22 protein-coding genes and 1 other RNA gene are annotated in these 20,503 nt (G+C 63.5%); 16 read left to right on the top strand and 7 right to left on the bottom strand.

The annotated features are described in order from the left end of the window. Positions 1–41 precede the first annotated feature (41 nt). The 3 genes from DFO50_RS07100 (at position 42) to DFO50_RS07090 (ending at position 3,027) form a co-directional block, all read left to right on the top strand. A complete protein-coding gene (locus DFO50_RS07100; protein ID WP_112692255.1) occupies positions 42–1,013 on the top strand; it encodes a tripartite tricarboxylate transporter substrate binding protein in 972 nt (323 codons plus the stop codon). A 70-nt stretch (positions 1,014–1,083) separates the two neighbouring features. Further along, a complete protein-coding gene (locus tag DFO50_RS07095; protein WP_028498337.1) occupies positions 1,084–1,518 on the top strand; it encodes a tripartite tricarboxylate transporter TctB family protein in 435 nt (144 codons plus the stop codon). A 9-nt stretch (positions 1,519–1,527) separates the two neighbouring features. Beyond that, positions 1,528–3,027: a tripartite tricarboxylate transporter permease gene (locus DFO50_RS07090; protein ID WP_112692254.1), complete on the top strand. Its 1,500-nt coding sequence runs from the start codon at positions 1,528–1,530 to the stop codon at positions 3,025–3,027. Here DFO50_RS07090 and dut read toward each other — a convergent pair. Next, a complete protein-coding gene (gene dut / locus DFO50_RS07085) occupies positions 3,024–3,473 on the bottom strand; it encodes a dUTP diphosphatase (RefSeq protein WP_112692253.1) in 450 nt (149 codons plus the stop codon). The two genes, DFO50_RS07090 and dut, sit on opposite strands and share 4 nt — an antisense overlap. 97 nt (positions 3,474–3,570) lie before the next feature. Then, the gene (gene coaBC / locus DFO50_RS07080; RefSeq protein ID WP_112692252.1) at positions 3,571–4,752 is read right to left on the bottom strand and encodes a bifunctional phosphopantothenoylcysteine decarboxylase/phosphopantothenate--cysteine ligase CoaBC; all 1,182 of its coding nucleotides are present in this window, start codon (positions 4,750–4,752) and stop codon (positions 3,571–3,573) included. 175 nt (positions 4,753–4,927) lie between these two features. On the opposite strand from coaBC, the gene radC reads away from it, so the two are divergent. The 6 genes from radC (at position 4,928) to DFO50_RS07050 (ending at position 10,700) form a co-directional block, all read left to right on the top strand. Next, positions 4,928–5,602 (top strand): DNA repair protein RadC, encoded by a 675-nt coding sequence (gene radC / locus DFO50_RS07075; protein ID WP_112692251.1) that lies wholly within the window; start codon positions 4,928–4,930, stop codon positions 5,600–5,602. A gap of 52 nt (positions 5,603–5,654) precedes the next feature. Next, positions 5,655–5,906 (top strand): hypothetical protein, encoded by a 252-nt coding sequence (locus tag DFO50_RS07070; RefSeq protein WP_028498332.1) that lies wholly within the window; start codon positions 5,655–5,657, stop codon positions 5,904–5,906. 351 nt (positions 5,907–6,257) lie between these two features. Then, positions 6,258–7,358 carry an ABC transporter ATP-binding protein gene (locus DFO50_RS07065; protein ID WP_112692250.1) on the top strand — a complete coding sequence of 367 codons (1,101 nt, stop codon included), beginning with the start codon at positions 6,258–6,260 and terminating at the stop codon, positions 7,356–7,358. An 87-nt stretch (positions 7,359–7,445) separates the two neighbouring features. Then, the gene (locus DFO50_RS07060; protein WP_028498330.1) at positions 7,446–8,483 is read left to right on the top strand and encodes an ABC transporter substrate-binding protein; all 1,038 of its coding nucleotides are present in this window, start codon (positions 7,446–7,448) and stop codon (positions 8,481–8,483) included. A gap of 103 nt (positions 8,484–8,586) precedes the next feature. Then, a complete protein-coding gene (locus DFO50_RS07055; RefSeq protein WP_233495206.1) occupies positions 8,587–9,846 on the top strand; it encodes an ABC transporter permease in 1,260 nt (419 codons plus the stop codon). A gap of 23 nt (positions 9,847–9,869) precedes the next feature. After that, positions 9,870–10,700: an ABC transporter permease gene (locus tag DFO50_RS07050; RefSeq protein WP_028498328.1), complete on the top strand. Its 831-nt coding sequence runs from the start codon at positions 9,870–9,872 to the stop codon at positions 10,698–10,700. 2 nt (positions 10,701–10,702) lie between these two features. Here DFO50_RS07050 and DFO50_RS07045 read toward each other — a convergent pair whose 3' ends face one another. From DFO50_RS07045 to DFO50_RS07025, 5 genes are all read right to left on the bottom strand, one after another. Further along, positions 10,703–11,548 carry a 23S rRNA (adenine(2030)-N(6))-methyltransferase RlmJ gene (locus tag DFO50_RS07045; protein ID WP_028498327.1) on the bottom strand — a complete coding sequence of 282 codons (846 nt, stop codon included), beginning with the start codon at positions 11,546–11,548 and terminating at the stop codon, positions 10,703–10,705. A gap of 252 nt (positions 11,549–11,800) precedes the next feature. Further along, the gene (gene lipA, locus DFO50_RS07040) at positions 11,801–12,751 is read right to left on the bottom strand and encodes a lipoyl synthase (protein WP_028499923.1); all 951 of its coding nucleotides are present in this window, start codon (positions 12,749–12,751) and stop codon (positions 11,801–11,803) included. Further along, positions 12,748–13,371 (bottom strand): lipoyl(octanoyl) transferase LipB, encoded by a 624-nt coding sequence (gene lipB / locus DFO50_RS07035; protein ID WP_028499922.1) that lies wholly within the window; start codon positions 13,369–13,371, stop codon positions 12,748–12,750. The genes lipA and lipB overlap by 4 nt, the downstream gene beginning before the upstream one ends. Positions 13,372–13,483: 112 nt before the next feature. Beyond that, positions 13,484–13,759 carry a YbeD family protein gene (locus DFO50_RS07030; protein WP_107888574.1) on the bottom strand — a complete coding sequence of 92 codons (276 nt, stop codon included), beginning with the start codon at positions 13,757–13,759 and terminating at the stop codon, positions 13,484–13,486. A gap of 51 nt (positions 13,760–13,810) precedes the next feature. Then, on the bottom strand, positions 13,811–14,956 hold the full coding sequence (locus DFO50_RS07025) for a D-alanyl-D-alanine carboxypeptidase family protein (protein ID WP_028499920.1): 1,146 nt from the start codon (positions 14,954–14,956) through the stop codon (positions 13,811–13,813). A gap of 140 nt (positions 14,957–15,096) precedes the next feature. Between DFO50_RS07025 and ilvA the strand changes: the two genes are divergently transcribed. The 7 genes from ilvA (at position 15,097) to DFO50_RS06995 (ending at position 20,495) form a co-directional block, all read left to right on the top strand. Then, entirely contained in the window at positions 15,097–16,671 is a 1,575-nt protein-coding gene (gene ilvA, locus DFO50_RS07020) for a threonine ammonia-lyase, biosynthetic (RefSeq protein WP_255420197.1), read from the top strand. Beyond that, complete coding sequence (locus tag DFO50_RS07015) at positions 16,668–17,330, top strand: HAD family hydrolase (protein WP_028499918.1); 663 nt, start codon at positions 16,668–16,670, stop codon at positions 17,328–17,330. Before ilvA ends, DFO50_RS07015 begins: the two co-directional genes overlap by 4 nt. Before the next feature lie 35 nt (positions 17,331–17,365). Further along, positions 17,366–17,729, top strand: a transfer-messenger RNA (tmRNA) gene (gene ssrA, locus DFO50_RS07010). A 177-nt stretch (positions 17,730–17,906) separates the two neighbouring features. After that, positions 17,907–19,124, top strand: coding sequence for an integrase arm-type DNA-binding domain-containing protein (locus DFO50_RS07005; protein ID WP_112692249.1), 1,218 nt, complete (start codon positions 17,907–17,909; stop codon positions 19,122–19,124). A gap of 111 nt (positions 19,125–19,235) precedes the next feature. Beyond that, a complete protein-coding gene (locus tag DFO50_RS18810) occupies positions 19,236–19,874 on the top strand; it encodes a hypothetical protein (protein WP_146745023.1) in 639 nt (212 codons plus the stop codon). Between the two features lie 152 nt (positions 19,875–20,026). Then, positions 20,027–20,254, top strand: a complete 228-nt coding sequence (locus DFO50_RS07000) for an AlpA family transcriptional regulator (RefSeq protein ID WP_112692248.1) — start codon at positions 20,027–20,029, stop codon at positions 20,252–20,254. 10 nt (positions 20,255–20,264) lie between these two features. Next, positions 20,265–20,495 (top strand): AlpA family transcriptional regulator, encoded by a 231-nt coding sequence (locus DFO50_RS06995; RefSeq protein ID WP_112692247.1) that lies wholly within the window; start codon positions 20,265–20,267, stop codon positions 20,493–20,495. Positions 20,496–20,503: the final 8 nt, after the last annotated feature.

Below are 20,503 nucleotides of genomic sequence, written 5' to 3'. Positions count from 1 at the left end.
TACTGGATTACCTCCGGAATCCCGGAAACAGGAGCCTCAGCATGACCCCCCGAATCGCATCCCTGTGGTTGCTGCTGGCCGTACTGGCCGGTGGCCAGGCCCAGGCCGCGCCGACCCGGCCGGAATGTATCGCCCCGGCCAAACCCGGCGGCGGTTTCGACCTGACCTGCAAGCTGGCGCAACGCGCATTGCTCGATGGCCAGGTGATCGACGCCCCGATGCGCGTGACCTACATGCCTGGCGGCATTGGTGCCGTTGCCTACAACAGCGTGATTGCCCAGCGCGCGAGTGATCCGAACAGTGTGGTTGCGTTCTCCAGTGGCTCGCTGCTGAACCTGGCACTTGGCAAGTACGGCAAGTACGGCGTGAACGATGTGCGCTGGGTGGCGTCCATCGGTACCGATTACGGCATGATCGCGGTGCGCGCCGACTCGCCGTATCGCTCGCTGAAGGCGCTGATGTCGGCGCTGCGGGCCACGCCGGAGCGGATCGTGTTCGGTGCTGGTGGCACCATCGGCAGCCAGGACTGGATGAAGTCGGCACTGGTCGCGCGCCAGGCCGGCATCGACTACCGCAAGATGCGCTATGTCGCCTTTGAAGGCGGCGGCGAGGCCTTCACTGCCTTGCTGGGCGGGCATGTGCAGGTGGTGTCGGGCGATATCGGCGAGGCGGCGGCCCAGATCGATGCCAAGCGGGTACGCATCCTTGCCGTGCTGGCCGACCAGCGCCTGCCGGGCAAGTTTGCGGCAATACCGACTGCACGCGAGCAGGGCTACGCACTGAGCTGGCCGATCATCCGCGGCTTCTACGTCGGACCGAAAGTCAGCCAGGCCGACTACGACTGGTGGGTCAGCGCGTTTCGCAAGGCCGCTGCGGCACCGGGCTTTGCCGCCTTGCGCGAGTCGCGCGGTCTGTTCCCGCTGTCTCTCGATGGCGCCGAACTGGATGCCTTCGTCAAAAAGTCGGTAAGCGATTACCAGCGCCAGGCGCGCGAGTTTGGCCTGGTCCGCTAGATCCCGCTCCCTCCCGTTTTCCCATGCCTCACGCCAGCATCGACCGCTGGCGTGATGGTGGAGTGCTGTCATGAGTGATCGTGTTTTTGCCCTGGTGTGGCTGGCGCTGTGCGCCGTCGCAGCCGGGATCGGCTGGCAGATCGAAGCCGCATTCTCGTACGAGCCGATCGGCCCCCGTGCCTACCCGTTGCTGGTCATCGTGCTGATGGCGCTCTGTGCCGGCTGCCTGGCCTGCCGGCGGGGGGACCGTGCCGACTGGCCATCCGCGGCGACCCTGGGCCGTCTGTCATCGCTGGCGCTGCTGCTGCTGGCTTATGCGGCGGTATTCGAATGGCTCGGCTTTCCGCTGGCGTCGGCGCTGCTGATCGTCGGTATCGGCCGTCTGTTCGGCGGGGGCTGGCTGGCATGCCTGCTGCTGGGGGCCATTTCCGGCATCGGGCTGTACTACGGCTTTGACCGGCTGCTGGATGTTACCTTGCCGGCCGGCCGGCTTCTGGATCGATAAGGACTGGATATGGATACGCTTTCCCACTTGTGGCAGGGCTTCATGGTTGCCTTGCGGCCCGACAACCTGCTGGTCGGTTTCCTGGGCGCCTTTATCGGCACCATTGTCGGCATGCTGCCGGGACTCGGGCCGATCAACGGCGTTGCCATTCTGCTGCCGCTGGCCTTCGCGCTGAAGCTGCCGCCGGAGACGGCACTGATCCTGCTGGCGGCGGTCTACATGGGCTGTGAGTACGGCGGGCGGATCTCGTCGATCCTGCTGAACGTGCCCGGTGACGCCGGTGCGATCATGACCGCGCTGGACGGCAACCCGATGGCGCGCCGGGGCTGGGCCGGCGTGGCACTGTCGATCTCGGCGCTGGCCTCGTTCGTTGGCTCGAACATCGCGATCATTGGCCTGGTACTGTTTGCGCCGCTGCTGGCGGAATGGGCGCTGGCCTTCGGCCCGGCCGAGTACTTTGCGCTGATGATTTTTGCCATTGCCTGCCTGGGCAGCATGGTCGGCGACAAGCCGGTCAAGACGCTGCTGGCGGTGCTGATCGGCCTGATGATGGCGGTGGTCGGCGTCGACGCCAACTCGGGGGCCTACCGCTTCACCTTCGACCTGCTGTCGCTGTCGGACGGCATCCCGTTCATCGTGGTGATCATCGGCTTCTTCTCGGTCAGCGAAATTCTGCTGATGCTGGAACAGACCCGGGACGGCCAGGCCGTGATCCGTCAGACCGGGCGGATGATATTCAATCTGCGCGAACTGGCGCTGACCTGGGCGACCATGCTGCGCTCATCGCTGATCGGTTTCGTGGTCGGGGTGCTGCCGGGCGCCGGGGCAACCATTGCCAGCGCCATTGCCTACATGACGGCCAGGCGGCTGGCCGGGAAGGGTGGGCGTTTCGGCAACGGCGACATCCGTGGCGTGGCCGCACCGGAGGCGGCCAACAATGCGTCGGCCTGCGGTTCCTTCGTGCCGATGCTGACCCTGGGCGTGCCCGGCTCCGGCACCACGGCAGTCATGGTTGGCGCGCTGACGCTGTACAACATCACGCCGGGACCGATGCTGTTCATCGAGCAGCCGGACATTGTCTGGGGGCTGATCGCCTCGCTGTTTATCGCCAATGCGATCCTGCTGGTGCTGAACGTTCCGCTGATCGGGCTGTTCACCCGCGTGCTGTCGGTGCCGTTCTGGGCACTGGTGCCGCTGATCGCCGTGATCAGCGCGGTCGGGGTCTATGCGATCCACAGCACCACGTTCGATCTGCTGCTCATGGTGTTGTTCGGCGTATTCGGCTACCTGCTGCGCAAGATGCATTTTCCGATGTCGGCGCTGATTCTCGGCTTCGTGCTGGGCGAAATGCTGGAGCAGAACCTGCGCCGGGCCCTGTCGATCTCCGATGGCGCGATCGGCATCCTCTGGTCGGGGCCGATCGCGATCTCGCTGTGGGGGCTGGCAGCGGTCATCCTGCTGGCGCCGCCGCTGTGGCGCCGTCTGGTCCGGCGCCCGGTACTGGCCTAGCGCTTGCCGGTCGAGCCGAAGCCGCCGCTGCCGCGCTCGCTGACCGGGAATTCGTCGACCAGCCTGAAGTCGACCTGGACTACCGGCACCACCACCATCTGCGCGATGCGTTCCAGCGGCGCAAGACGGAACGCTTCGTGGCCGCGGTTCCAGATCGAGACAAAGATCTGGCCCTGGTAGTCCGAGTCGATCAGGCCGACCAGATTGCCGAGCACGATGCCATGCTTGTGACCGAGTCCCGAGCGCGGCAGGATCATGGCGGCGAAGCCGGGATCTTCCAGGTGAATGGCGATGCCGGTCGGCACCAGCTGGGTTTCCCCCGGGGCGATGACCATGTCACTGTCGATGGCGGCGCGCAGGTCGAGACCGGCCGAACCGGTCGTGGCATAGGCCGGCAGATGGGACTGCAGGCGCGGGTCGAGGATTTTCAGGTCGATGGTGGGCATGGCGTTCCAGTCGGGTTGCAGAGGGCAAAACGGGCAATTATCCCGCAGTTCGGCATCTCGGGCGACCGGTCGGCAATGTCCGCCGTCCGCTCGGTGCTCAGCGCGAGGCCAGTGCCCGCGCCAGATGGGCGACGATGGCGCGGGCAGTGTCGTCCTTGCTCTGGCGCGGCAGGGGATGACGACCGGCATCGTCGAGCAGCACGACCTCGTTGTCGTCGGCGCCCATCGCCTGCTGTGCCAGGTTGGCCACCAGCAGCGGTACGCGCTTGCGGGTGCGTTTCTGCTCGGCAAAGTCGAGCAGATTCTGGCTTTCGGCGGCGAAACCGACGCAGAACGGCGCATCGGCCCGGGCCGCCACGCTGGCGAGGATGTCCGGGTTTTCGACCAGCATCAGCGCCGGCGGGCCACCGTCCTGTTTTTTCAGCTTGTGCTCGCTGGTATTGGCGACCCGGTAATCGGCCACGGCGGCGACCGAGATGAACACATGCTGGCCGGGCAGGCTGGCCTCGACTGCCGACAGCATGTGCTGCGCCGATTGCACCGGGATGACGGTGATGCCGGTTGGTGACGGCAACGCGGTCGGGCCGCTGACCAGCGTCACCTCGGCGCCGGCATCGCGGCAGGCGCGGGCCAGCGCATACCCCATCTTGCCGCTGGAGATATTGGTGATGCCGCGCACCGGGTCGATGGCCTCGTAGGTCGGGCCGGCTGTCAGCAGCACCCTGCGTCCGGCCAGGCTGTCCGGCACGAAAAAGCCGTCCAGCAGATCGAACAGCTCGGCGGCTTCCAGCATGCGGCCGTCGCCGACCTCGCCGCAGGCCTGGGCACCGGAACCGGGGCCGAACACGGTCACGCCGTCATCGACAAGGCGGGCGATATTGCGCTGGTTTGGCGGGTTGTCCCACATTTGGCGGTTCATGGCCGGTGCCACGATCAGCGGACAGGTCCGCGCGGCGGCCAGCGTGCTGATCAGGTCGTCGCACAGACCGTGGGCAAGCCGGGCAATCAGGTCGGCGGTCGCCGGCGCGATCAGGAACGCATCGGCGCGGCGGGTCAGCTCGATATGCGCCATCCCGTTGTCCGGCCGCGTGTCCCACTGATTCAGATAGACCGGGTTGCCGCTCAGTGCCTGGAACGTGGTCGGGCCGACGAAGTGGGTGGCGGCTTCGGTCATGGCGACTTCGACGCTGTGCCCCGCCTTGACCAGCAGGCGCACCAGTTCGCAGGTCTTGTACGCAGCGACGCCACCGGCGACGCCAATCAGGAAATGTCGGGACATGAATCGGGCCTGGAAAGGTGGGAAAAATCTCCGCCGGTCGGGGCGAAGTCGACTGCAAGTGTAACCAAGCTCCGGGCCCGGGGCGACCGTTAGGCGCCGGGTGCCGGCATCGGCATAATGAATCGGGGGTTTTCCAGCCACCTGGCGTTTTTCCAGCTAATACGAAGGGAAAGGAATGCCGATTACCGACTGGCCGCCGGGCGAGCGCCCGCGTGAGAGGCTGATATTGCAGGGGGCGGGGGTGCTGTCCGATGCCGAGCTGCTGGCCATCCTGCTGCGGACCGGCACGGCGGGACGCAGCGCGATCGACCTCGCTCGCGACATGCTGTCGCATTTCGTGTCACTGGGCGGATTGCTGCATGCCCCGGTCAACGAGCTGCTCGAACAGCCAGGACTCGGGCCGGCCAAGCTCGCGCAACTGGCGGCCGCGGCCGAGATCGGCCGTCGCTGCCTGGCGGAACGGGTGTCACAGGCCAATGCGCTGAGTCATCCGGACGCGGTGCGCGACTATCTGCGGCTCAGCTACGGCTTCTCGGTGCGGGAAACCTTCGTCGCCGTTTACCTGTCGGCACAGAACCGGGTGCTGGCGGTCGAGGAATTGAGTCGTGGCACGCTGACCGAGGTCCGCGTGTACACCCGGGAGCTGATCAAGTCGGCATTGCGGCATAACGCTGCCAGCGTCATCCTGGCCCACAACCATCCGTCCGGCGAAACGGAACCGAGCCGGGCGGACCGGGATCTGACGGTAACACTCAGCAAGGCGCTGTCGCTGGTCGATATCAGGCTTGTGGATCATCTGGTGGTCACGACAACGTGCTGCACATCGTTCGCCGAGCGCGGCTGGCTGTAGCGGGCTCCGGGGGGACGAACCCTATCGACCGGGACGGGAGAGGAGAATCGTCATGAACATCTTCACGATGCTGGGCGGCGTGGACTATATCGTCGTCAACAACCAGCTGGCGGTTCCCGATTTCATCTGCGGGTCGGACGACTGCCCGGATGACGATGATGTGGCACTGTCATGCAAGGTCGACGGGCGCGACATCCGCTTTACCGTGGCCGATCTCGAAGATGCCGAGCCGATGACCGACGGCGCTTTCTGGGTCGAAGGGGTCGGCAGCGTGCGTTTCCTGAGCCGGGCCGGCCTGCACTGAGCGACGTCAGGACACCCTGCCGCCACCGTCGATACCGGCGGTGGCGGCACTTTCCGTTGCGCAAACCTGCGCACATCCATGATGCCGTTGGGGTTTATCGGGGACCGGTTTTCGGGCACAGGTCTACGGTAAATCCAATACCTGCATAAAATAATTTCTTTTCATATCAGTGACATGGGCGATTTTCGCCCTGGCTGGCATGCTGCTTGCTGCACTGCAGTAAACAAATCAACGGCTGGAACGGTTAGAGCAAATACTTTACGTCCTGATGAAGGCGGCTATATTCTGTTCCAAATAATAGAACCGTGTTCCGCATAGCGGTATTTCTGGTGATCAAAGCAGGAGAGACAGATGGAGCAGCAGACGCAGTCCGATACGCTGGTCAGCTTCCGTGGCGTGCAGAAGAGCTATGACGGCGACAGCCTGGTAGTCAAACGCCTGGACCTCGACATCCGCCGCGGGGAGTTTCTGACCCTGCTTGGCCCGTCGGGGTCCGGCAAGACCACGGTATTGATGATGCTGGCCGGGTTCGAGTCGCCGACCGCCGGCGAGATCCGGCTCGATGGTCAGCTGTTGAACCGCATGCCGCCGCACAAGCGCGGCATCGGCATGGTGTTCCAGAACTACGCACTGTTCCCGCACATGAGCGTCGGTGACAACGTGGCCTACCCGCTGACCGTGCGCGGTGTCGCCAAAGCGCAGATTGCCGAACGGGTGCAGAAGGCCCTGGGTATGGTCGAACTCGGCAAACTCGCCCATCGCTACCCGTCGCAGCTGTCGGGGGGGCAGCAGCAGCGGGTGGCGCTGGCCCGTGCGCTGGTGTTCGAACCCAAGCTGGTGCTGATGGATGAACCGCTTGGTGCGCTGGACAAGCAGTTGCGCGAACACATGCAGCTGGAAATCAAGCATATCCACCAGACACTGGGCGTGACCGTGGTGTTCGTGACCCACGACCAGTCCGAAGCCCTGACCATGTCCGACCGGGTTGCGGTGTTCAAGGACGGCATCATCCAGCAGATCGACAGCCCGGCCGCGCTGTACGAAACGCCAGCCAACAGCTTCGTCGCCCAGTTTATCGGCGAGAACAATGTGCTGGCCGGGCAGGTGGTGTCGCTGGACAACGGCTACTGTGTGGCCCGGGTCGAAGGGCAGGACCTGTCCGCCCGCGCCATCTGTGTCAACGCGCCCGGCGACGCGACCACGCTGTCGATCCGCCCCGAACGCGTCCGCCTCGACCAGGCTGCGGCTGCCTGCGACAACCGCATCGAGGGCACGCTGACCGAAACCATCTATCTCGGCGACCACGTCCGCCTGCGCGTCAACGTGCCGGGACAACCCAATTTCTTTATCAAGGTGCCGATCGCCGATCTGACCGACAGCATGCAGCGCCACGGCGCGCGGCTGACGCTGGGCTGGCGGCGCGAGGACCTGCGTGCGCTCGACGCCGCCTGAGTACGGGATTTTCCCGCCGGCCGCCGGGACAAGCGCGGTCACCCGAACACTGTCACAAGACCCAGTTGTATCCCGAGGAGAAATGGAATGTCGAAGTGCATGAAACTGGCGGTTGCCGCCGCCATCGTGGTGGCGGGTTCCCCTGTGCTGGCCAAGGACCTGACCGTGGTGTCGTTTGGCGGCGCAAACCGGGTGGCGCAGGAAAAGGCGTTCTATCGCCCGTTCGAGAAGGCCGGCAACAGCAAGATCATTCCGGTCGATTACAACGGCGAAGTCGCCAAGGTCAAGGCGATGGTGGAGGCCGGCAAGCCGACCTGGGACGTGGTCGAGGTCGAAACCCCGGAACTGCTGCGCGGCTGTGAGGAAGGCATCTTCGAAAAACTCGACTGGAGCAAGCTCGGCGCCAAGTCCGGCTACATGAAGCCGGCCACGGTCAGCGAGTGCGGCATCGGCATCTTCGTGTGGAGCACGGCGATCGCCTACAACGCCGACAAGCTGAAGACCGCGCCGACCAGCTGGAGCGACTTCTGGGACGTGAAGAAATATCCGGGCAAGCGCGGCCTGCGCAAGGGCGCCAAGTACACACTGGAATTTGCGCTGCTGGCGGACGGCGTCAAGCCGCAGGATGTGTACAAGACCCTCGGCACCAAGGCCGGCGTCGAGCGCGCGTTCAAGAAGCTGACCCAGCTGAAGCCGAACATCCAGTGGTGGGAAGCCGGCGCGCAGCCGCCGCAGTTCCTTGCCTCCGGCGACGTGGTGATGAGCTCGGCCTATAACGGGCGCATCGAAACCGCGCAGAAGGAAGGCAAGAACCTGAAGGTGGTGTGGAACGGCTCGATCTACGACGTGGACAGCTGGGCCATCCCGAAGGGCTCGCCGAACAAGGCCGAAGCGATGAAGTTCATCGCCTTTGCCAGCCAGCCGGCGCAGCAGAAGACCTATTCGGAAAACATTGCCTACGGCCCGAGCAATCTGGCCGCCATCAAGCTGATTCCGCCGCAGGTCGCGGCCGAACTGCCGACCTCGCCGCAGAACCTGAAGGGCGCGCTGGCGATGGACGTCCAGTTCTGGGTTGATCACGGCGAAGAGCTGGAAGACCGCTTCAACGCCTGGGCCGCCAAGTAAGACGGCTGCTGCCGGCGCCCGCCGCGACGGGGGCCGGCAGCCCGCCTGCAACACTTCGCCATGACGGCGTTTCCCACAGACCGTAACGAGGACGTCGATGGACATGACTCTTCCCCGCAATGCCGCAGGGCAATTGATGTCGCTGGACGGCGAGCCGCTGGCAGTACAGCTGAAACGGCAGCAGCGGCTGAAAACCGTGCGCGCCCTGCTGCTGATCGCACCGCTGGCGGTGTTCCTGCTGGCGGTATTCATTCTGCCGATCGCCGGCCTGCTGAAGCGGGCGGTCGACAATCCGGAAGTCGTCGGCACGCTGCCGCATACCGTGGTCGCGCTGCAGGACTGGAATGGCAAGGCGGTGCCGGGCGAGACCGCCTTTGCCGCACTGGCGCGCGATCTGGAACGCGCCCATGCCGACAAGACCGTGGCCCAGGCCGCCAAGCGGCTGAACATGGAAATTGCCGGTTCGCGTTCCCTGCTGACCAGGACTGCGCGGCATATGCCGCTGGACCCTGCCGCCGGCCCGCTGAAAACGCAGTTCGTCGACATCGACGAACGCTGGAACGATCCGGCCATCTGGCACGCGATCGCCCGCAACGGCTCGTCCTATACCCCGTACTACCTGCTGGCTTCGCTGGACATGCGCGTCGGCGACAGCGGCCAGGTGGAACGGATGTCGGCCGACGAATCCGCCTACCTGAGCATTTTCGGCCGCACGCTGTGGATGGGCGTCGTGATTACCTCGCTGTGCATCCTGCTTGGCTATCCGATTGCCTACTGGCTGGCCAACCTGCCGACGCGCAAGGCCAACCTGCTGATGATCGTGGTGCTGCTGCCGTTCTGGACCTCGGTGCTGGTGCGGGTCGCCGCATGGATCGTGCTGCTGCAATCGGAAGGACTGGTCAACTCCGGGCTGATGGCGCTGGGACTCATCAATGAACCGCTGCAACTCGCATTCAACCGCGTTGGCGTCTACGTGGCGATGGTCCACATCCTGCTGCCGTTCGTGATCCTGCCGGTGTACAGCGTGATGAAGTCGATACCGCCGACCTATCTGCGAGCCGCCGTGTCGCTCGGCAGCCATCCGATCGGCGCGTTCTGGCGGGTGTACTTCCCGCAGACCCTGCCGGGCATTGCCGCCGGTGGCCTGCTGGCATTCATCATCTCCATCGGCTACTACATCACGCCGGCGCTGCTCGGCAGCCCGAACGACCAGATGGTCAGTTACTACGTGGCCTTCTACACCAACAACACCATCAACTGGGGCATGGCTGCGGCACTGGGTGGCCTGCTGCTGCTGGCGACCATGGCGCTGTACGCGGTGTACAGCAAGCTGGTCGGCGCCAACCGGTTGAGCCTGGGCTGAGGCCGGCGAAAGGAGTGAATGTCATGTTGCCTGTCTATGCAACACCGCTGGAGAAAGCCTGGTTCTGGGCCTTCCGCGTATTCTGTGTCGGCGTGCTGGTGTTCCTGATGCTGCCGCTGCTGGTGATCGTGCCGCTGTCGTTCTCGTCCAGCACCTTCCTGCTGTACCCGATCGAATCGTTCTCGCTGCGCTGGTATGAAACGCTGTTCACTGCCGACGAGTGGATGCGCTCGCTGAAGAACAGCCTGATCGTCGGCCCGGCTGCTACCGTGATCGCCACCGTGCTCGGCACGCTGGCCTCGCTCGGACTGGCGCGCAGCGACTTTCCCGGCAAGGCCCTGCTGATGAGCATCCTGATCTCGCCGATGGTGGTGCCGGTGGTCATCGTCGGTGTCGGCACCTACCTGTTCTTCGCCCCGCTCGGCATCGCCAACAGCTATACCGGGCTGATCCTGGTCCATGCCGCGCTCGGGGTGCCGTTCGTGGTCATTACCGTGACCGCGACGCTGCGCGGTTTCGATCTGAACCTGCTGCGCGCCAGTGCCAGCCTTGGCGCCGACCCGGTGCGAACTTTCTTCCGCATCACCCTGCCGCTGATCGCACCCGGCATCGTGTCCGGCGCGCTGTTCGCGTTCGGCACCTCGTTCGACGAAGTGGTGGTCACGCTGTTCCTGGCCGGACCGGAGCAGGTGACGCTGCCCCGGCAGATGTTCGCCGGCATCCGCGAGAACATCAGCCCGACCATCGCCGCTGCCGCCGCCATCCTGATCCTGATGTCGGCCGTCATGCTGCTGGTGCTGGAATGGTTGCGCGGCCGGGGCGAGCGGCTGAAGCGTGGACCGAAACCGGCCTGAGGCTACGAGATGCGGTGATCCAGCGTAAAGCGTGCCCGGTCGTCCTGGCCGAGCACGCTGACCAGGTACGGCATCAGCGTCGCCAGTGTGTCCGGCAGGTTCCACGGCGGATTGAGGATGAACATGCCGCTGCCATGCATGCCGAAGCCGTCCGCTGACGGCGCCTGCACGCTCAGTGTGACATTAAGCCAGCCGCTGGCCGGCAGCCGCTTCAGCGCCGCCGGCAGCTCGCGCGCTTCCAGCCGCTGCAGCAGCGGATACCAGATGGCGAAGGTGCCGGTCGGGAAGCGCTGCAGGGCGTCCGCCAGTGCCTGCACCACGCGCTGGTAGTCGCGCTTGTCTTCGTACGGCGGGTCGATCAGCGTCAGTGCCCGCCGCGGCTGCGGCGGCATCACGCTCTTCAGCCCGTTGAAACCGTCGCCGACCACGACCTGCGCCCGGCGACCACTGTCGGCGAAGTTTTCTTCCAGCATGCGGCTGTCGGCCGGGTGCAGCTCGAACAGCCGCAGCCGGTCCTGATTGCGTACCGCCCGTGCCGCCACGTATGGCGAGCCGGGATAGAAGCGCAGCACGCCATCCGGATTCATCTCCCTGACCAGGTCGACATAGCGCGCCAGCGGTGCCGGCAGATCGTCACGCTCCCACAGCCGGGCGATTCCGCTTTCGAATTCGGCATTCTGCGTCGCATAGCCTTGATCGAGCGCGTAGCAGCCGGCACCGGCATGGGTATCGACATACCAGTACGGCTTGTCCTTCTGGCCCAGATAGTCGAGCAGCAGCAATTCAATAGTGTGTTTCAGCACGTCGGCGTGGTTGCCGGCGTGAAAGGCGTGGCGATAACTGAGCATGGGAACCGGTGGGGGTGTGGCGGGCTGCGGGTAAATGGGGCGGTCCGTGACGGACCGATGGCGCGGGCGCCGATTATACCCCGGCACGGACAGGCCGCATGAGCCGCCATGCGTTCCTGCGCCGGCCGGCAGTGCTCAGCGAAGACAGGCAGTGAAGGCCAGGGAACTGACCGGCACCCGCAAAAAAGCCGGAAACGCATCGTCTGCGTTCCCGGCTTTTCTGTCCATGCCGTTGCCGGCAGGGGGAGCGGGTCAGGCCACCCCGGCGTCCATCGCCTGACGGTCGGCATGGTAGCTGGAGCGCACCATCGCGCCGACGGCGGCATGCTTGAAGCCGATCTCGTACGCGCGGTCCTCGTACTGCTTGAACTGGTCCGGATGGACATAGCGCAGCACCGGCAGGTGGCCGTTGGACGGTTGCAGGTACTGGCCGATGGTCAGCATCTCGATGTCGTGGGCGCGCATGTCTTCCAGCACCTCGTAGACTTCTTCATCGGTTTCGCCGAGGCCGACCATGATGCCGGACTTGGTGGCCACTTTCGGATTCAGCGCCTTGTACTGCTTCAGCAGTTCCAGCGAGTGCTGGTAGTCGGCGCCCGGGCGGGCCTGCTTGTACAGGCGCGGCGCGGTTTCCAGGTTGTGGTTCATCACGTCCGGCGGGGTGCGGGTCAGGATGTCGAGGGCGAGGTCGAGCCGGCCACGGAAGTCGGGGACCAGTACTTCGATCTGGGTCGACGGCGAGGTGGCGCGGATTGCGCTGATGCAGTCGGCGAAATGCTGGGCACCGCCATCACGCAGGTCGTCGCGGTCGACCGAGGTGATGACCACGTACTTGAGCTTCATGGCGGCGACCGATTCGGCCAGGTGCTTGGGCTCGTCCGGGTCCAGCGGGCTCGGGCGGCCGTGGCCGACGTCGCAGAACGGGCAGCGGCGGGTGCAGATATCGCCCATGATCATGAAGGTGGCGGTACCGTGGCTGAAGCATTCGCCGATATTCGGACAGCTGGCCTCTTCGCACACGGTGTGCAGCTTCTGGCTGCGCAGGATGTCCTTGATCTCGAAGAAACGCTGGCCGGTCGGCAACTTGGCACGAATCCATTCCGGCTTCTTCAGCTTTTCTTCCAGCGGCACGATCTTGATCGGGATGCGCGCAGTCTTGGCTTCACCCTTGTGCTTTACGCCGGCCGTATTGTCGATTTTCATGCAGTCTCTTCCTCTGTTGGCGCCAGCCGCGTGGCCAGATGCGGAATCAGTTTGTCGGCGACCTCGGCGAGCGTCGGTGCCGGGGTGTGGAGTTCAGCCAGCTGCGTGACCTGCAGGCCCTCGTAGCCACACGGATTGATCCAGCCGAACGGGGCCAGGTCCATGTTCACATTGAGGCTCAGGCCGTGGTAGGTCGCGTGGTTGCGGATGCGCAGGCCCAGCGAGGCGATCTTGCGTGCGTCGACGTAGACGCCGGGCGCATTCTCGTCGCCATGCGCGTCGACGCCATACTCGGCCAGGGTATCGATGATGGCGGCCTCGATCCGGCGCACCATCTCGCGGATGCCGTAGCCGCGCCGCTGCACGCTCAGCAGCAGGTAGACCACCAGCTGGCCAGGGCCATGATAGGTGATCTGGCCGCCGCGGTCGGTCCTGACCAGCGGGATGTCGGTCTGGCGCAGCAGGTGTTCGGGCTTGCCGGCGAGGCCGAGGGTATAGACCGGTGGATGTTCGACGATCCACAGCGCGTCGGGCGTGTCAGCAGTGCGGGCGTCGGTGAACGCCTGCATGTCGCGCCAGACGGGTTCGTAATCGGCCAGGCCGAGGTGGCGAATTTGCATAGTTGGCTGAATGAAGGTGGCGGACCGGCCGCTCTTGCAAGCGCATGTGCGAGCGGCCTTCGCGGGGCGAAGGCCGTCGGGCGGTCCGGGAAAAACCGTTCGGTCCGCTAGCTTACAGCACGACCTTGACCAGCGGGTGGCCGCTGAGCGAGCGATACAGGTTGTCGAGCTGTTCCTTCGACGTGGCGTTGACCGTCAGCGTCAGCGACAGATAACGGCCGCTGCTGCTTTCGCGCATCATCAGGTCGAGTTCGGCATCGAAGTCGGGCGCGTGAATGCGTACTTCCTCGATGACGACGGGAACGAATTCCTCGTGTTTGTCCCCCATGACTTTCAACGGAAAGCGGCAGGGGAATTCCAGCAGGGTGTCTTGCGATTTTTCAGACACGGCAGTCTCCAGAGCAGTGGCGCGTCACGGCGGACGCGCCACCGGCGCGGGTCAGGCGAACCAGAGGCGGATGGTATCGAACAGGCGCGAGAAGAAGCCGCCTTCGTCGACCGCCTTCAGGGCGACGACCGGTTGCTCGGCGATGGTTTTGCCATCCAGCGTCAGCGTCAGCTTGCCGACCGCCTGGCCGGCCTTGACCGGGGCGATCAGCGGCTGGGTCGTCGTCATCTGCACCTTGATCTGGCTGGCGGTGCCCTTGGGAACCGTCGAGTAGATATCGTGCTGGAAGCCGATGCCCACGCTGTCACTGCTACCTTTGTAGACCTTGACCGTCGAGACCGGTTTGTTTGCAGCATAAAGTCGCGGCGTATCGAAGAATTGCAAGCCGTAGTTCAGCAATTTCGAGCTTTCGACCGCACGGGCTTCCGGGCTGGCCGTACCGACGACAACCGAAATCACCCGACGACCGTCGCGGTGGCTGGATGCGACCAGGTTGTAACCGGCGTCATCGGTGTAGCCGGTCTTCATGCCGTCGACCGACGGATCGCGGTACAGCAGCAGGTTGCGGTTCGGCTGGGTGATGTGGTTGTAGGTGAACGACTTCATCGAGTACAGCGGGTAGAACTCGGGGAAATCGCGCACCAGTGCGGCCGACACCGTCGCCAGGTCACGGACCGACGTGTAGTGGTTCGCGTCCGGCAGGCCGTCGACGTTGTTGAAATGGGTGCTGCGCATGCCGAGATTGGCCGCTTCGCGGTTCATCATCTGCACGAACACCTCGCTGCTGCCGCCAACGGTCTCGGCCAGCGCGACGCAGGCGTCGTTGCCGGAGACGATGATCATGCCGTGGATCAGGTCATTGATCGTGACCGGCGTGCGCGGGTCGACGAACATGCGCGAGCCCCCGGTTTTCCAGGCATTGGCCGAGGGCAGAACGGTCTGGTCGAGTTTCAGGCGGCCGGCCTTGATGTTCTTGAACACCACGTAGGCGGTCATCAGCTTGGTCAGCGATGCCGGCGATACGCGCTGGTCCGGATTCATCTGGGCAATGGTGCGGCCGCTGTAGAAATCGTACAGGAAATAAGCCTTGCCGGCGATCTCCGGCGGCGGTGGCGTAAACGAAGCCGAGGCGGCGAAACCTGCTGTCGAGGAAAGCAGCAGGGAGGCGGTCAGAGCAGCAGAAATCAGTTTTTTCATTGCGAAAAGAAGACTCGGGAGGCGGTCGGAAAACGAGCGGATTATACGCGTCGATTCCCGGCGATGTGGCTTTGCGCCGCCAATTGGCGCAGGATTTGTGCAGTGCAGCTTTTCAAACACCTGTCGCCCGCTTTGGGCTAATCTGTTCAGCATCCCCGCGTAACGCTACCAGCCCCCTTGTCATGTCAAATCCAGATTATTTGCAACGCATCCTGACCTCGCGAGTGTATGAAGTCGCCGAGGAAACGCCGCTCGAACCGGCTCCGAACCTGTCCCGCCGTCTGCAGAACCAGATTCTGATCAAGCGTGAAGACCTGCAGCCGGTGTTCTCGTTCAAGATTCGTGGCGCATACAACAAGATGGCCCGGCTGACGCCGGAAGAACTGGCGCGCGGCGTGATTACCGCCAGTGCCGGCAACCACGCCGCCGGCGTGGCACTGTCGGCGCAGAAGCTTGGCTGTGAAGCGACCATCGTCATGCCGGAAACCACTCCGCGCATCAAGATCGATGCCGTGGCCCGTCGCGGCGCCAAGGTCGTGCTGCATGGCGATTCGTTTACCGACGCCTACCTGCATGCGGTCAAACTGACCGAATCGACCGGCGCCACCTATGTGCCGCCGTTCGATGATCCGGACGTGATCGCCGGCCAGGGCACCATCGGCATGGAAATCCTGCGTCAGTGCACCAAGCCGATCCACGCCGTGTTCGTGGCGATCGGCGGCGGCGGGCTGGCCGCAGGGGTTGCCTGTTACATCAAGCGCCTGCGTCCGGACATCAAGGTGATCGGCGTGCAGACCTTCGATTCGGACAGCATGGCGCGCTCGATCTCCGTCGGTCATCGGGTCGAACTCAAGGATGTCGGCCTGTTCTCGGACGGGACGGCGGTCAAGCTGGCCGGCGAGGAAACCTTCCGCCTGTGCCGCGAGTTTCTCGACGAAGTGATCCTGGTCGACACCGACGCCATCTGCGCGGCGATCAAGGACGTGTTCGAGGAAACGCGCAGCATTCTGGAACCGGCCGGCGCACTGTCGGTGGCCGGCCTCAAGGCCTATGTCGAGCGTGAGCAACTGGCCGGGCAGACGCTGATTGCCGTTGCCAGCGGCGCAAACATGAACTTCGACCGCCTGCGCCATGTATCCGAACGCTCGGAGCTTGGCGAACAGCGCGAAGCGGTGCTGGCGGTGACCATTCCGGAAACCCCGGGCAGCTTCAAGAAATTCATCTCGCTGGTCGGCCGCCGCAACATCACCGAATTCAACTACCGCTATGGCGATGCGAAAACCGCGCACGTCTTTGTCGGCATCCAGGTGGAAAAGCGCGGCGACGTTGCCGCCATCGTGTCGGAACTGGCGGCCAGCGGACTGGAAGCGCTGGACCTGACCGACAACGAACTGGCCAAGCTGCATATTCGCCATCTGGTCGGCGGCCATGCGCCGGCTGCAGACGAGCGCGTGTTCCGCTTCGAGTTCCCGGAACGGCCGGGCGCGCTGATGCGCTTCCTGTCGGCGATGCGGACCGACTGGAACATCAGCCTGTTCCACTATCGCAACCACGGTACCGATTACGGCCGGGTACTGGTTGGCGTGCAGGTCGCGGCGAACGACCATGCGGCGTTCAACCGCTTCCTGTTCGAGCTCGGTTATGCGTATGTGGACGAGACCGAAAACCCGGCGTACAAACTGTTCCTGGGAAAACTGGAGCGGAGCCAGGCATGATTGATGCCGTCCTGTTCGATCTCGATGGAACGCTGGCCGACACGGCGCGCGACCTCGGCTGGGCGCTGAATGCGCTGCTGGCCGAAGAGGGGCGTGCCGGCCAGCCGTATGAGGCGGTGCGGCCGATCGCCAGCCATGGCGCGCGCGGTCTGGTGCGGCTCGGCTTCGGCATCGACCGCGACCATGCCGATTTCGAGCGGCTGCGCCTTCGCTTCCTCGACCTGTACGACACCCACTTTGCCGTCGACACCGTGCTGTTCGACGGCATCAACGACATGATCTGCGACCTCGACGCGGCCGGTCTGACCTGGGGCATCATCACCAACAAGCCGTCGCGCTTCACCGACCGGCTGGTGCCCGAACTGGGCTTTGCCGTGCCGCCGGCGGTGGTGGTCAGCGGGGATACCGCCGGCGTCGCCAAACCCGATCCGGCGCCGATGCACTGGGCGACCCGCGCCATCGACATCGTGCCGACCCGCTGCCTGTACGTCGGCGATGCCGAACGCGACATCCAGGCGGGCAGGGCGGTCGGCATGCGCACCGTGCTGGTCAACTGGGGCTATATCGATGCCGCGGAAATGCCGGAAAAATGGGGCGCAGACCACGCCATCGACGTGCCGGACGAACTGGTCTCGCTTTGCCGCCAGTACCGTGTATAATCACTGTAACTTAAGCCGCACAGGCTGCACTCTTCGGGGACGACATGGCTTCGACGGGGGTTGCAAAGCGGATGAGGGCATACCGGGATCTCAGTCACCCCGTTAAACACTGAATTTATATAGTCGCAAACGACGAATCTTACGCTCTGGCTGCTTAATTGCACCAGACTCTACACTGTCTCGCCCATCGGGCAGGCCGGGTCAAACCGGCAGTAGAGTCATTTAGATGGGATCGTGTCGGACCGGGTCACTTGATCCGGCACTAAATCCAAGGTGACTCGCCAATGTGCAGCCTGTCGGTCGGCGGTACAACGGTTAAAACCAAATGGCCAGACTAAGTATGTAGAACTCACCGTAGAGGACTTCCGGACGCGGGTTCGATCCCCGCCGTCTCCACCAATTCTACGTGTCACAGTGTGGCACAACAGTTCAAAACCCCCGTCGCTACTGGCTTCGGGGGTTTTTGTTTGTGTCATGACATGCCATGATGTGTGCCTACATACCGGCCCATCTGTTGGTTTTTTTGCTGGTATTTCGACCATGTGCAAATCGTCGTACCAACATTGAGCCATCAACATGCCGCTAACCGATACAGCCTGCCGTAACGCCAAGCCTAGAGAGGATGGAAAGCCGGCCAAGCTGTCGGACGGGGCGGGGCTGTTCCTGCTGGTCAACGCCGTGGGCAAATACTGGCGGCTGGCCTACCGCTTTGGGGGCAAGCAAAAGACCTTGGCGCTGGGAGTGTACCCGGGAGTCAGTCTGAAAGAAGTCCGCGAACGCCGCGACGAGGCTCGCAAGTTGCTGGACGGGGGCGTTGATCCGGGAGAGGCGCGCAAGGCGCAGAAGGCGGCCGGCACGCTCAATGCAGCAAACTCGTTTGAGGCCATCGCCCGTGAGTGGCACGCCAAGTACCTGCCGACGTGGACAGACGGACACGCGGACCGGATCATGCGCCGCTTTGAGGTAGACGTTTTCCCGTGGATGGGAGGCCGCCCGGTCGCCAACATTGACGCCCCGTCACTTCTGGCCGTCCTGCGCCGCATCGAGGGCAGGGGGGCCGTAGACACCGCGCACCGGGCCATGCAGAGCGTCGGCCAAGTATTCCGCTATGCCATCGCTACCGGGCGCGCGGAACGCAACCCCGCCGCCGATTTGGTCGGAGCGCTGGCCCCAGTTATCAAGCAATCGTTCGCCACCATTACCGACCCGCGCGGCGTGGCCGAACTACTGCGCGCCATCGACGGCTATCAGGGCACATTTCCGGTGCAGTGTGCGCTAAAACTGGCCCCGCTGGTATTTGTGCGCCCTGGCGAACTGAGGCAAGCCGAGTGGGCAGAAATCGACCTGGACGCGGCGACATGGGTCATTCCCGCCGAGCGGATGAAAATGCGCGAAAAGCACATTGTTCCGCTGTCGGATCAGGCTGCCGCCATCCTGCGCGAGCTGCACCCGCTGACAGGGCGCGGCCGCTACGTGTTCCCCGGCGCACGCACCAACGGGCGGCCGATGAGCGAGAACACCGTTAATGCCGCCTTGCGCCGGCTCGGCTTCGACAAGGACACCATGACCGGCCACGGCTTCCGACACATGGCGTCAACGCTGTTGAACGAACAAGGGTGGAACCGCGATGCGATAGAACGGCAAATGGCGCACGGAGAGCGTAACCAGATCAGAGCGACGTACAACTATGCCGAGTACCTGCCCGAGCGCCGCCGCATGATGCAAGCGTGGGCGGATTACCTAGGTACGCTGAAAGAGGGTGGCAAGGTAATCCCGTTCCGACGGTCTGCCTGACCCCCTCTTTGGGGCACCTTTAGCCGCGCCTACTCCGACGAGAGGAAAACCGGGATACCCTGCCCGGCTGGCGCGGCATCTGATTCAAGGGTGATGCGTGAAAGGGGTGTTATGAACGAAGTTACAGAAAGTATGCCGCGTGAGATGCGCACACCAATAACTGAGGCTGGTTCCGCTTTGAGCTGCGCTAATGATTTTTGGGTTGAACTAAGCCGCGACCTGATGACCGATCATCCTGGGCTTGACTTTGGGGAGTTTGAAAGCCCGGAGTCATTCTTTGACAGCAATATATTTGGGGATGCATGGATTGATCCAGCTACAAATGGGGACAAGTCAGTAGATGAAATTGGGCTGTCGCTTGATGGTGAACGCGATCCAGAAAACGCCCCTTTTGCATTGCTGCAAGTGATGAGTACCATTGTCGCTTATGCCGTTCAGGCAATGAAAGCCGAGAAAAATAATAAGCGTGATGAGGCATGGACATATGCATCTGATGCCCGCTACTGGGCTGGAATTCTGCAGGCTGCATGGGGCGGAAAAAAACACGGCACAAATCCGGCTGCTGAACTAGCGAGGAGGCGGCATGCTGGGAATTACGCTTTGGTCGCTGATGCCCTGAAATACTGGCGTGAGGAAATTGACCCGACCATTTCAGCTTCTAAGGCTGCGGATAAGTTGGTGCGAGTGGTTCCTCTGTCGCACAAGAAGCTTGCCGAAGTGATCGCTGCAGAAAAGAAAAAACTACCTTGATTTTTCCCGTCTGCGCATGGCGGAACCCATGCGTAAAGCGGGGTTTCTGCGCAGAGCGGTAGCTTTGCGGGCACTGGTGGCTATCCTGCTGGAAACGTAAAGAATAGTGAGCCATGCCGGTATGTTCCGGCGAATGCTACGGAGTTACTAGCATGGCCGCACAAATCCAAACCGCACTATCTATTCTTCGCCGCAAGCAACTGGAGTCCCGCATAGGGCTTTCCCGTTCTACCATCTACGACAAAATCAACCCGAAGTCGCCGTGCTATGACGCCACCTTTCCGAAGCCGATCAGTCTAGGCGCGGAGGCCGTCGGCTGGATCGAGTCCGAGGTTAATGCCTGGATCGAATCGCGTATTTCGGTCAGTCGGGCGGCATAAGGAGACGGTGATGAAAATCTATGTTATTACCTTGCCGCAGACTGGTTACGTCCGCCTGCCGTTACTGGTGGGCGACACCAAATCCGGTACCCCCGGAGTCCTGCCCTTTTCCGCTTCAACCCTATGGCGGCGCGTACGCGAAGGTACCTTCCCGGCCCCGGTCAAGCTCTCTGAGCGTGTGACCTGCTGGCGCGCAGAGGCAGTGCGCCAATGGCTGGATGAACAAGGCCAGACGGCATAAGGGGGCGG

Source organism: Microvirgula sp. AG722 (assembly GCF_003269145.1).
GTDB classification, from domain to species: domain Bacteria; phylum Pseudomonadota; class Gammaproteobacteria; order Burkholderiales; family Aquaspirillaceae; genus Microvirgula; species Microvirgula aerodenitrificans.
This window is presented reverse-complemented; position numbering and strand designations above follow the sequence as displayed.